Source organism: Tenacibaculum pelagium (genome assembly GCF_014062345.1).
Lineage (GTDB): Bacteria > Bacteroidota > Bacteroidia > Flavobacteriales > Flavobacteriaceae > Polaribacter > Polaribacter pelagius.
Genome location: NZ_JACGLS010000002.1, coordinates 215544 through 228519, shown reverse-complemented (window position 1 = coordinate 228519; position 12976 = coordinate 215544). Strand labels below are relative to the sequence as shown.

At 31.7% G+C, this 12976-nt stretch carries 11 protein-coding genes; 5 read left to right on the top strand and 6 right to left on the bottom strand.

Annotation, left to right across the window (positions count from 1 at the left end):
* Positions 1 to 234 precede the first annotated feature (234 nt).
* A complete protein-coding gene (locus H3Z83_RS06080; RefSeq protein ID WP_182124594.1) occupies positions 235 to 780 on the bottom strand; it encodes a toxin-antitoxin system YwqK family antitoxin in 546 nt (181 codons plus the stop codon).
* Positions 781 to 1128: 348 nt separating this feature from the next.
* Between H3Z83_RS06080 and H3Z83_RS06075 the strand changes: the two genes are divergently transcribed.
* Entirely contained in the window at positions 1129 to 2631 is a 1503-nt protein-coding gene (locus H3Z83_RS06075) for a tetratricopeptide repeat protein (RefSeq protein WP_182124593.1), read from the top strand.
* 175 nt (positions 2632 to 2806) lie between these two features.
* On the opposite strand, the gene H3Z83_RS06070 is transcribed toward H3Z83_RS06075, so the two are convergent.
* A complete protein-coding gene (locus tag H3Z83_RS06070; protein WP_182124592.1) occupies positions 2807 to 4153 on the bottom strand; it encodes a BatD family protein in 1347 nt (448 codons plus the stop codon).
* Positions 4154 to 4237: 84 nt separating this feature from the next.
* Positions 4238 to 5863 carry an L-glutamate gamma-semialdehyde dehydrogenase gene (gene pruA, locus H3Z83_RS06065; RefSeq protein ID WP_182124591.1) on the bottom strand — a complete coding sequence of 542 codons (1626 nt, stop codon included), beginning with the start codon at positions 5861 to 5863 and terminating at the stop codon, positions 4238 to 4240.
* A 198-nt stretch (positions 5864 to 6061) separates the two neighbouring features.
* Here pruA and H3Z83_RS06060 point away from each other — a divergent pair, with 198 nt between their 5' ends.
* The gene (locus H3Z83_RS06060; RefSeq protein ID WP_182124590.1) at positions 6062 to 6751 is read left to right on the top strand and encodes an NRDE family protein; all 690 of its coding nucleotides are present in this window, start codon (positions 6062 to 6064) and stop codon (positions 6749 to 6751) included.
* On the opposite strand, the gene H3Z83_RS06055 is transcribed toward H3Z83_RS06060, so the two are convergent.
* Genes H3Z83_RS06055 through H3Z83_RS06045 form a run of 3 tightly spaced genes read right to left on the bottom strand, consistent with a single transcriptional unit; the run spans position 6748 to position 9509 of the window.
* Positions 6748 to 7854 (bottom strand): DUF3667 domain-containing protein, encoded by a 1107-nt coding sequence (locus H3Z83_RS06055; protein WP_182124589.1) that lies wholly within the window; start codon positions 7852 to 7854, stop codon positions 6748 to 6750. The genes H3Z83_RS06060 and H3Z83_RS06055 overlap by 4 nt on opposite strands.
* A complete protein-coding gene (gene apaG / locus H3Z83_RS06050; protein ID WP_182124588.1) occupies positions 7854 to 8240 on the bottom strand; it encodes a Co2+/Mg2+ efflux protein ApaG in 387 nt (128 codons plus the stop codon). Before apaG ends, H3Z83_RS06055 begins: the two co-directional genes overlap by 1 nt.
* Positions 8241 to 8291: 51 nt before the next feature.
* Positions 8292 to 9509 (bottom strand): type IX secretion system plug protein, encoded by a 1218-nt coding sequence (locus H3Z83_RS06045; RefSeq protein ID WP_182124587.1) that lies wholly within the window; start codon positions 9507 to 9509, stop codon positions 8292 to 8294.
* A 160-nt stretch (positions 9510 to 9669) separates the two neighbouring features.
* On the opposite strand from H3Z83_RS06045, the gene H3Z83_RS06040 reads away from it, so the two are divergent.
* The 3 genes from H3Z83_RS06040 to H3Z83_RS06030 are packed head-to-tail and all read left to right on the top strand — an operon-like array spanning position 9670 to position 12976.
* Positions 9670 to 11022 carry a Na(+)-translocating NADH-quinone reductase subunit A gene (locus tag H3Z83_RS06040; protein ID WP_182124586.1) on the top strand — a complete coding sequence of 451 codons (1353 nt, stop codon included), beginning with the start codon at positions 9670 to 9672 and terminating at the stop codon, positions 11020 to 11022.
* Between the two features lie 3 nt (positions 11023 to 11025).
* Positions 11026 to 12231 (top strand): NADH:ubiquinone reductase (Na(+)-transporting) subunit B, encoded by a 1206-nt coding sequence (locus tag H3Z83_RS06035; RefSeq protein ID WP_182124585.1) that lies wholly within the window; start codon positions 11026 to 11028, stop codon positions 12229 to 12231.
* Between the two features lie 4 nt (positions 12232 to 12235).
* Entirely contained in the window at positions 12236 to 12976 is a 741-nt protein-coding gene (locus tag H3Z83_RS06030) for a Na(+)-translocating NADH-quinone reductase subunit C (protein ID WP_182124584.1), read from the top strand.

Here is a 12976-nt window from a genome sequence, read left to right as displayed (position 1 = left end):
TTAAAGAGTGCTTTTTTATTTTTTTCGCTAACGCCTCGGCTATGGTTAGTACGGGAATTTAAATTACTGAATTTCCGATTAAGCACTTAGCCAAAGCTTTTTATTTTGTTTTATCTTTTTTGTTCTAAAGCCAAATCAAAAGATTTGGCGGACTTTATAGGTATACACTAAACTTTGATTTAAACATCAAAACCCGTATTAACTATAGCCATTGTTGGCGGTAGTTTTTCTTTTTTATTGATCAGTACTATCATATGTTTTTAGTACTTCTTGTTGCTTACCTTCTTTAAATTTTACTTCCGCTGCTAATTTTCCATCTTCAATCGCATATACTTTCCATATTCCGTGTCTTTCCCCATTTTTCATTAACCCTACACCAGCCAAAAACCCTTTGTCGTGATACCATTTCATTATTCCGTTTGCAATACCATTTTCATAATATCCCTCTAAAATTAAAACACCATTACTTTGCCATTCTTTATGAAGGCCTTCTTTTTTTTCAGCTTTAAAAACACCTTCACTCTTTATCTGTCCGTTTTCATAGAACTCTTTACGTAATCCTATTTTTTCACCTTGTTTGTAATTGTTGTATTCGGTATTTCTCAATGTAACTGAGACTTCGTTTTCAGGCAAACTATTCGTATTTAATAATTGTTTGTCTCTGATAATAGCTTCTTCAACGGTATCAAACTTGTCTTTTGATTGAAGTTTATCAATTACTTTTTTCTCATTTCTATTTTGCTCAGCACATCCATAAAACTCGAATAAAACTAAAGTCACGATAAATAGTTTTGCCAGCACTATTAATTTTACTAAGCTATAATTCTTCTTAGTCATATATTGTTTATTTTTATGAACGTTATTGTTTTAAATTACTGCCAACTTTTTTAAGGATATGAATTCGTTTTAATAATTTATATCCAACGTTAGTGAAATATAGTAGAATTTAGGTTAAGAATCAAGCTAAAAAGCAACCTTGAATAGAACTTATTTCTTAAGTGTTTTTAATATTAAATATTTAGTGTTTTAAATAAGGGGTTTTCCTTTTTAAAACTCATTGATATTGGTTATATTCCTAAAAATCAATAAATTACAAATTTAGTTTGTATCATTAAAACCATAGTTATTATGTATAGTATTAAAAAATTAACTGTTTATTTAATGGCGGCAATTATGTTTATTTTAACTGCATGTCAAGCCCCTCAAACTAAAAAGACCTTTTACCCTGAAAATGAAATTCCGTTTGAATCTACTTCAAATGAAGCGATGCAAGAATTTCTTACAGGATTGAATATTTTTGATCAAGGAAATGGTCAAAAAGCCAAACCCTTTTTTGATAAAGCTTTAGCACTAGATCCTAATTTTGTGAGTGCTCAAATGTACAGAGCTTTTAGTAGTAATTCAGCAAAAGATTTTTCTAAAAATCGAGATAAATTTTTAGCCTTAAGAAGTACAGCTAATGAAGGTGAGGCCATGCTTATGGATTTACTTATGGCTAATATGGAGAATGATGATGTAAAAGAATTGGAGTTAAGTAAAAAGTTAGTAGAAAAGTATCCTTCATCAGCTCGAGCTTATGATTATTTGGCAAACTCATACGCTTCTTTAGATAAGGTTGAAAAGTCTCGTGAAAATTGGAAAAAAGCAATAGGGTTAAATTCAGATTTTTTACCAGCAATTTCAAATCTTGGAGCTTCATATTTATTTACTTCGCCTAAAGACTTTAAGGAAGCGGAAAAGTATATGGAAAGAGTGGTAGAGAAAGTGCCACAAAGCTCTCGTGCACAAATTAATTTAGGAGATTGCTACCGTGCTCAAAACGACCTTGAAAAAGCATTGAAAAGTTATATTAAGGCTGCTGAGCTAGATCCTACAGATGCGGTTGCATTTTCTAAAGCTGGGCATGCCAATAGTTTTTTAGGGAATTTTGATGCTGCACGAAAAAATTTCCAAGATGCTCGGGCTGTAAGTGAATTTGGTCTAAACTCATACAATTTTGAGGCATTTACCTACTTGTATGAGGAAGATCCTAAAAAAGCACTGGCTTTCTTAGAGAACGCTGCTCAAGCTGTAAGTCAAATGGATATTCCAGAAAGTAATAAGACAGGAACAAAAATGAACTGTGCTTTTAATTGCGCAATGATTGCTATGCATCATGGAGATGTAGAGCATTTAAAAGAAGTTGTAGAAATGATGAAGCCACTTTTTAATCAATTTGGTAAAGATATAGGTTCGAAAGGAGCAATTACAAATCAAAAAGTTAATGCGCTTTATTGGGATGCTATAGCTTCGGCTGCAGCTGAAAATTATGAGGAAGCACTAGCGAAAGCAGAAATAATAAAAAGCACTTTGGCAACGATAAATGATCCAAACAAATTAAGACCTTATCACAGGGTGTTGGCGTTTGTTAATTACAAACAAGAAAATTATGATAAAGCACTTGAATATGCAGCTAAATTAAATCCTGACAATGTGTATGATAGGTATTGGATGGCTAAAGCAAATAAAATGGCAGGGAATAATGACGTAGCAATGGATATGTTTAATGAAATTGCTGATTATAATTTTAATAGCATTGGTTACGCTTTGGTACGTAATGAAGTAAAGAAAATGCTTGCTTCAAATGAATAGCTGTTATTACAATTTCATTGTTGTTTTAATTGTGAAGTAAGAAAACAAATCAAAAAAGCAACCTCAAACGAGGTTGCTTTTTATGTAATTTAAAATTATAATCTTATCCTAAGAAAGGGTATTTATAGTCTTAAGTTGTTATTAAGAATTATACTTTTAAAAGCCTTAAATTTTATTATTTATAAAGAGTTAGAATTTTATCTTGACTATCAAATTGCCATTTCTTGAATTTATTTAATAAGCTCCTCCCAAAAAATAACTTTTTACTATCTATTATTGCCGCTTCCACGTTGTTTACTACATAGTCTCCTATTTTTATATTATTTAGTCTCACAATTCTAGCATTAATGTTTTTATCGTTTCCTAGGATGATAGATTTTGTACCTAAATAATCTTCTTGTTTTATAATATCTTTTGATAGTAAATATTTTTCTAAGTCTTTATTAATCATCACATCACTTGCTCCAGTATCAAATACATAATATTTGAATATACTTCCAATAGACATTTTAACCTTATACCCATAATGATTTTGTTCGATTAAAGGAACTTTTGATAAAAAGGAGTTTCCTATAATGTCGTTTGGTTGGTAGGCGACCTTTTTAACTACTTTATTTAGACAAGGGATTAAAGCTTCATTAAAGAATTCGTCATTTTGGCTAGTAATTTTTTTTACATCTAGATAAGTATATCCTTTTGAGACAAAACCTGCAGCAAAACATGAACAATATTTTTTTGCGTTATTCAAAGACATTTGTCCATTTTTTTGTTGTTTTGAAGTCATTTGATTTAAGCACCCAATATACATTGACTTATTTATAATTAGATTATTGAAATCTGTTAATTTGAAACTGTTTATTGTACTTTTTTCAAAACATGTTTTTAGCTCAGGGTCGTTTTGATTTTTAAAAAGTAAACCTAATATTTTTTCGTTTTCAATAGCGTCTTGAATATCATTCGCAACTAATTTTTTAACTAAATTGTCAGTTATACATGAGCAAAAAGCTGGAATGTCTATCTTTTTTTTGTCTGTATTATTTATTCCTTTATTGATTTGATCTTTACAAGAAATAAAGAATTTTTCTCTATTTATTGGTGAGCCAAATTTTGTATAAAGTACTTTAGAATTTTTTTTAACCTGAGATTTATTTGTTACTACTTCTATTGATGTAGGTGTAGTTTTATAGAGTTTGCTATCTATGTTACAAGTAGCCGAAGGAATAATTAATTTACCTTCTTTTTTAGCTGTTAAAATGTAGGTGTAAGTCTTAGAATATGTATTTTTCCCATTTATCCATGATTGACTTTCAGATTGAAAAGGTCCTCTGACTATAGTGAATTTCTTAAAGCCTGGGGCTTGAAAGTTGTTTTCTTTTTTATTTATTATAAAATCTACTTTTAAAGATTCTTTAATATCGATTTTATTTTTATTGACATTTATTTTAAATTTAACCTGGGCAGTTATTGTGTTAAGGGTTATAAATATCAGAGTCAAAAAAATAAAGCTAAATTTCTTTTTCATAGGATTTATTTTTGAATATAGTAATAAGAAAATTGCACTAAAAACAAAAAGTAGCTCATCTTGTGCTACTTTTTGTTTAAGAGTTTATCCTAAGAAAGGATATTTGTAATCTTGTGGAGTTACAAATGTTTCTTTAATTAGACGAACAGAAGTCCAACGTAATAAGTTTTGTGCAGAACCTGCTTTGTCATTTGTTCCAGAAGCTCTTGCTCCTCCAAATGGCTGTTGCCCTACAACAGCACCTGTTGGTTTATCGTTAATATAGAAGTTTCCAGCAGCATTTTCTAATGCTTTAGAAGCTTGTTCAACAATATATCTATCTGTTGAAAAGATAGCACCAGTTAAAGCGTATTCTGTAGACTCATCTACTAATTTTAATGAAGCTTCCCATTCAGCATCTTCGTAAATGTAAATTGTCATTACAGGTCCGAATAATTCAGCTGTCATTGTCGCAAATGTCGGAGACTTCGCTATAATTACTGTAGGCTCAATAAAATATCCTTTAGATTTATCATGACCTCCTCCAATAATTACATCAGCATCTGCATCATCTTTAGCTGCATCAATATACTTTGCAATTTTATCGAAAGAACCTTCGTGAATTACAGCATTTACAAAGTTAGAAGGATCTTCTGGAGATCCCATTTTTAATTCAGAAGTTTGAGCTTCTAAATGTTTTTTAACATCTGCCCAAATAGAAGCAGGGATGTAAGCACGAGAAGCCGCAGAACATTTTTGCCCTTGATACTCAAAAGCACCTCTTGTAATTGCAGTAGCAACTTGTAAAGGATTTGCTGAGTTGTGTGCCCAGATAAAATCTTTACCACCAGTTTCACCTACAATTCTAGGGTATGTTTTATAGGTTTCGATGTTAGTACCTATTTGTTTCCATAAATGTTTGAAAACATGTGTAGAACCTGTAAAGTGTAATCCAGAGAAATCTGGAGAAGCCAATACAGTATCAGTAATCATAACTGGGTCACCATAAACAACGTTAATTACACCGTCAGGTAAACCAGCTTCTTTAAATAAATCTACAATTACTTGTGCAGAATATGCTTGATGATCAGATGGTTTCCAAACAACAACGTTCCCCATTAAAGCTGCTGCTGCTGGTAAATTAGCTGCAATAGATGTAAAGTTAAACGGCGTAATTGCATATACAAAACCTTCTAAAGGTCTGTACTCAACTCTGTTCCAAATTCCAGGAGCAGATGCTGGCTGATCTTTAAAAATATCTGTCATGTACTCTACGTTAAAACGGAAGAAATCAATCATTTCACAAGCCGCATCAATTTCTGCTTGGTGTACGTTTTTAGATTGTGCAATCATTGTTGCAGCATTCATTTTAGCACGGTAAGGACCTGCTAATAATTCAGCAGCTTTTAAAAAGATAGAAGCTCTTTCCATCCAAGAAACCGAAGACCATGCTTCTCTTGCCGCTAAAGCAGTAGAAATTGCAGTTTCTACGTGAGATTTGTCTGCTGTATGATATTGTCCAACAACATGTTTGTGGTCGTGAGGAGGAGTAATGTTTCTGGTATTTCCAGTTCTAACCTCTTCACCGTTAATATGCATAGGTACATCAATATTACTATTAAACATTGATTTATAAGTAGCTAATAATTCTTCTCTTTCAGGAGAGCCAGGAGCGTATCCTTTCACAGGTTCGTTTACTGCTTTAGGAACATTAAAAAATCCTCTTGCCATTTTGTTATGTTGTTTATTTAAAAATTATTTTTTTCAATTAAAAAGTAAAAAACACAATCTAATACTATTAATTTGCAAAGATTAATGTGTGATACTTTAGCCAAACAATCTTAGATTGATTTGAGGCGCAAAGTTAACACTTATTTTTAGTAATAACTAAGCTGTTTTTACGTCTTAACTTACCAAAAAAGATACAATATGTGCACGGTAACTTATTTACCTTTAGGAAATAATGATTTTATATTAACCTCTAATAGAGATGAAGATCCGAATAGAAAAACAATTCCGCCAAAAGAGTATGATGAGGAAGGGGTGAAGCTTACCTATCCTAAAGATGAATTAGCTGGAGGTACTTGGATTGGTTTGTCTGAAAAAAAGAGATTGATTTGTTTGTTAAATGGAGGTTTTACAAAGCATAAACGTGTAGAAAATTATCGAATGAGTAGAGGAGTAATTGTAAAGCAATTATTAAAGGTTGATAATCCTGTTGAGATTATTAATCATTTTGATTTTGATGGAATAGAACCTTTTACAATTGTTTTAGTTGATTGGAAGCAAAATCTAAAAGCTTATGAATTAGTTTGGGACGGAGAACAAAAACATTTTGAAGTGTTAGAAAATGAACCAAAAATATGGTCGTCATCAACCTTATATGATGAGGAAATGAAACAATTGCGTCGTGTTTGGTTTGCTGATTGGTTAGAAGAGTATAAGGATTTTACACAAGAAGATATTCTTGCTTTTCATCAAGATGAAACAAAAGGGGATTCAGAGATATCGTTAAAAATGAAACGTACTCGAGTTGAAACAGTTAGTGTTACTTCGGTTTATAAAAATGCGAATGATGTTTCTATTAAATATGTGGATTTTATAAATGAACAGAATTAATACAGCGCAAAAGCAATAAAAGAAACAATTAAAGCACCTATTGTAGCTAGAAAGAAAAATACTGTATTTGCCATTATATATTTAATAAATGTTTTTAAATAGCCTTGGTTATAAAATTTCTTCATTGCTAGAAATAAGTAAATTATAAATAACAATAAAAATATAGGTATTAGGTATATAGCATCTTTAATATATCCAATAATATAAAAAATAGAAAAAAGTAAGAAGAATACTGTTTGAACATGAAAAACAAAAACTAAATGCTCTACATATGTGTATTTTCTACGAGCGTAAATTATTTTTAAGAACAGTGTAAATAACGGGAGTAGGATAAATAATGCGATAGATGCATATGACAATATCTGTTTTAAAAATTTATAACCTGTTTCGCTATTATTAGATACTACGCCATTAAACACTTTTAACCGGCTGTACCAAAATCTATTTTTAAAGTTTTTTTCTAGTTGTAGGCTGTCTAAAGCAGCATCAATAGCAATTTCTGGATATTTCTTGTGAAATCTAACATATTTCATCATGTCGATTTTTTCACCCCCTAATGAAAAATGAAAGTTATTTTCTTTTTCTTTTATTTTTTTTAGTGTAGTTGAATCTAAAGGTATGTCGATACCTAAAGAGTCTTTAATTTTGGCTTTTTCAATTTCGTTTATAACGACTTTTTGAATTGAATCTAAATCTACTTCTTGATTGTTATTTTGATTAAATGCAATGCTAGATTTATTAGTTCCTTTTCGTAAATCATTAAACTTATCATAGCTTTCGGTGGCTCCCAATATTAAAAAGAAAACGATTGAGGTGGTTATGTAAAATCTAAAAGGGTTAACATATCTATTTCGTTTACCTTCAATATAATCTTTGGAAACTTTTCCAGGATCAATTAATAAAGGAATAAGTGTCTTCCAGAATTTAGCATCCCAAGAAATAAAGCCAGCAAAAACTTCACTTATAAAGCTTTTTAAAGTGATTTTTTTTCCTTTGTTTTTTTGCCCACACTCAGGGCAGAAATTTTCTTGTTGATTAAAAGGATATCCGCAGTTTAGACAGTTTGTGTCTTTAACTACTATAGCTTTATTTTTCTTTGCCATTAGTTTAAGGTAGGCGTTGTGGTTAGTTGAAAAGTTGGTATGGTTACCAAAAACTCTTCTGAAGTTTCAAAGTTAATCATTTTATAATGTCCCATCATAGCACCAGTATTTGATAGTAAAAAACAATTTGATCTATAATTGTATTCCTCATTGGGCTTTAAAATTGGTGTTTCTCCTACAACTCCTTCTCCTTCTGCATATTCAATATTGTTGAGAGCATCGAAAATAGTCCAATAGCGTTCTAAAAGCTGGACTGTATTTTTAGAATTATTTTCTATTGAAATGTAATAACTAAAAGTATAATATTCTTGATAACCTCGATACACTTTGCCGTTGAAAGTGGTTTTTACCGATATTTTTATGCCTTTTGTTATCTGTTGAAACATAGCATAAATATAGTTTTTTTTCGAGTTTTAATCAATAGTTACAATGATTAACTATCTGTTTTGATTAAAGTAGCCATTTCCAACTCCAATAACTCTATCGTAAATTTCTCCAAATGGCTTGTAGTATACAATTACAGTGTATTCATTTTCAGTCTGAAAAAAGGAGCCATCAATTTCGCGTAGGTTAACTTTGTTATCCTTGTTTAAAGTTGCATAACTGTAATTGTAAAACCCTTGTTTAAAAAGTATTGCTGCTTGATAAATCCTGTCAACTGAATTGTATTTCATTTTGTTTTCATCAGTTAATTGAAAGTTATTGAAGGCTCCGTAAACATATACTTCTTTGTTTTCGTAAGGTTCAAAAGCGTCTAAGGAAAAGTGAACGAGAGAATAATCTGCTTCAGTATTTGCATCATCAGCTTCTAGTGTTCTAACAACAAATTGACCGTTAATATCTGGATTATAGGTGTAAGTTTTGTTAGCTTTCGGCTCGTTAGTGTATAAGTAACTATTGTAAATGTCTTTTCGTTCTGTTTTAGCAATATTTAAGCTGGTGTTGCGAATGTGTTTGCTGTCAAAATTTAAAAATTCATTACCTCCCCAAAAATTAGTTTTAAAAGTGTGATTGTAAACTAACTGTTGAGGTTTAATAAAAACTGGTTGAATATCGTTTATAGCATTATTCCAATTATAATTTTGAATTACTGATACATTTATTTCTTGAGTAGGATTGTTGATTGCTAACGTTGGATGATTTACTACAAATTGAACTGTTTGTTTTTGATTGTTAGATTTTGTGTCTCTACTTCTAAAAATCGCAATCCCCACAGTAGTTATGTCTTCATAAAATACGCAGCGTCTCGAAAAAACTACTTCGTAATCTTCATCTAAAACAGAAATTAAGTAATTACCACTCTTGGTAATGATTGTATTTTGATTAGGAATATCAACCGAATAATGAGTATAAGGTTGTAGAGTGTTAAATGAGTTGCTAATGTTAAAGATTTCGTTTTCATCAAAACCATCGATGTATTGATTGGAAGTTAGGCTGCTTGGCTTCCAATCATGTGTCATGTGTTCAACTTTATATTTATATTCTTTATTGTCGGCATCTAAATCATCAAAAGAAAGTTCTAAAACCTGACCTAGCTTTACCATAGCAGCATATTGATTAGTGCTATGTTTAGGCCTTAATTGAATGGTTTTAATGTTCTGAGCATTTAATACGCTAGTAAATACAAACAGTAAAAGAGTAAGTTTTTTTATCATGGTAACAAATGTATCAAATTGTAAGCCAAAGAAAAATAATTTATTTAGAATAAATATAAATAAAGAGCTATCGAAAAGATAAAAAACTAAAAACTTACCCAAAATTTTCAAAATCAGTAAATTTGCATGTTTTTTAAGAAAATCAAATTAATCAGTTCCTATGTCAAAAGACATCCGTATTAAGAAAGGCTTGGATATCAAGCTAGTTGGTGAGGCAGAACAAATTACTACCGAACTTCCATTGGGTAGTATGTTCGCTATTAAGCCAAGCGATTTTCACGGCGTTATTCCTAAAATTTTAGCTAAAGAGGGTACAGAAGTAAAAGCAGGTGAAGCACTTTTTCATGCAAAGAGTGATGAACGTATTTTATTTCCAAGTCCAGTTAGCGGAAAAGTTACAGAAATCGTTCGTGGAGCAAGAAGAAAAGTATTAGAAATTAAAATCACTGCTACAGCACAGCAGGAATACAAAGATTTTGGTAAAAAAGATGTTGATGCAATGTCTAGCGAAGAAGTGAAAAATCACTTATTTGCTTCAGGTTGTTGGCCATTTGTAAAGCAGCGTCCTTACGACGTGGTTGCAAACCCTAATCAAGCACCAAAAGCTATTTTTGTATCAGCCTACGCTAGTGCTCCATTAGCAGCAGATTACGATTATACCTTAAAAGGTAAAGAAGCTGAATTACAGGCTGCTTTAACTGCGTTAACAAAGTTAACGGAAGGAAAAGTACATGTTTCAGTTGCTAAAAATTCAACATTATCTCCTTTTAAAGAGATGAAAGGTGTTGAGTTACATAAAGTATCTGGACCACATCCTGTAGGAAATGTAAGTACTCAAATTGCACAAATCGATCCGATTAATAAAGGTGAAGTTGTATGGGTAGTTACTCCTCAAGATTTAGTGGTAATAGGTGAGTTATTATTAACAGGAAAGTTTAATGCAAAACGTACAGTTGCGTTAACAGGTTCTAAATTTAGTAAACCTCAGTATGTTACTGCTGTAGCAGGAGCACAAATGAGTGATATTACTAAAGGTAATTTAGAAACTGATAACGAACGTGTAATTAGCGGAAATGTGTTAAGTGGAGAGCAGGTTGGAGAAAATGGTTTCTTAGGATACTATGATAACCAAGTTACTGCGATTCCTGAAGGTGATGATTACGAGTTTTTTGGATGGAATAAGCCAGTTTTTGATAAAGTTTCTACTTCTAGAGCTTTAACATTCTCTTGGTTAAATCCTAAGAAAAAGTATGACTTAAATACGAATACAAACGGTGAACACAGAGCATTTGTGGTTACAGGAGCGTATGAAGAAGTATTTCCGTTAGATATCTATCCGATGCAATTATTAAAAGCTTGTATGTATAAAGACCTTGACGAAATGGAAGGGTTAGGAGCTTACGAAATTGCACCAGAAGATTTTGCGTTAACAGAATTTATTTGTGTGTCTAAACAACCTCACCAGAAGATAATTCGTGAAGGATTAGATTTAATGAGAGAAGAATTAGGATAAGATATGGGCTTAAAACAAAACTTACATAATTTAAAAGAAAAGTATAAAGGAACTAAAATGGCACCGCTATTTAATGGTTTCCATACTTTTTTATACTTGCCAAATGAGACAACTCACGGAGGAACTCATATAAAGGCAGCAGATGATTTAAAACGTACAATGAATATTGTAATCATGGCTTTAGTACCATGTTTATTATTCGGTATGTTTAATGCAGGGTACCAACACTATGCAGCTATTAACGGATTTACTGAAGGAATGTCTTTCTTTAGTGGAGATTTTTGGAACTTAGACAACTTATTAGTCGGAGCAGCAAAAATTTTACCATTAGTAATTGTTTCTTACGTAGTTGGTTTAGCTATCGAATTTGTGTTCTGTATTATTAAAGGGCATGAGATTGAAGAAGGATACTTAGTAACAGGAATGTTAGTTCCGTTAATCGTGCCAATCGATTTACCTTTATGGATGTTAGCTGTTGCAGTTGCATTTGGAGTTGTAATTGGTAAAGAAGTATTTGGAGGAACAGGAATGAACATCTTAAATCCAGCTTTAACAATTCGTGCATTTTTATTCTTCGCATATCCAACTTGGATGTCTGGAGATAAAGTATGGGTAGAAGGAGCAAGAGAATTAGCAGGTTCTGCTGATGCAATCTCAGGAGAAACTGTTTTAGGAAGTTTAGCACAGAATGCTGCTCCTAACTTTTCAGTTTCTGATATGTTCTTCGGATTTATTCCAGGTTCTATTGGAGAAACTTCAACTTTATTAATTTTATTAGGAGGTTTATTCTTAATCTTTACAAAGATTGGAAGCTGGAGAATTATGTTATCTGCAGTAATCGGAGCCTTAGTAATGGGATTCATCTTTAATCAAGTAGTTGATTTAGGTTGGATTGGTGAAACAAGCAAGTTTTACGGATTAATGAGCTTAGATTTTTGGAAACATTTATTAGTTGGAGGATTTGCATTTGGTGCTGTATATATGGCTACTGACCCTGTATCTGCTTCACAAACAAATAAAGGAAAATGGATTTATGGTTTCTTAATCGGATTTATCTCGATTATGATTCGTGTATTCAACCCTGCATATCCAGAAGGAGTAATGTTAGCTATTTTATTAATGAACGTTTTTGCTCCAACAATCGACCATTATGTGGTTCAAGGAAATGTAAAGAGAAGATTAAAACGTGCTAAAGTTAAAACTGCCTAAAATTATGAGTAAGAGAACAGATAGTAATGGATATACGCTACTTTTTGCCATAGGTATGGTATTAGTAGTAGGAGCTTTGTTGGCTTTTACAGCTTCATCGCTTCGCCCAATGATCGATGCTAATAAGCGTATCGAAAAGCAACAAAACATTTTGTATGCTATGGGAGTAAATGATAATGATGAAAGCAGCGCAATCTTTGTATCAAAAGATAAAGTAGCTGACGAATTTTCAAAATACATTAAAAAGCAATTAGTAATCGAAAGGACTAATGTTTCTGAAGATGCAAATGCTTATTTAATTGATGTTAAAAAACAACAAACAGCTGCAAAAGCAGGAAACGTAAGAAAGTTACCATTATTTGTAGGTGAAAAAGACGGTAAAACGTTTTACATCGCACCAATTAGAGGTAAAGGTCTTTGGGATGCTATATGGGGATACGTTGCAATGGATAAAAACATGGTAGTTCAAGGAGCTTTCTTCGATCATAAAGGAGAAACACCAGGATTAGGAGCTAACATTAAGCAACGTTATTTTATGGATGATTTCATCGGAGAAAATTTAATGAATAATGGTTCTTTTAAAGGAATCACGGTTTCTAAATCAAATAACGACCCGAAGAACGAAGATAAAAATGATAACGAGGTAGATGCAATTGCAGGAGCAACAATTACTGGAGACGGTGTTGCAGCAATGATTAAATCTGAATTAGGTTTATACGTACCTTACTTTAAAACATTGAAATAA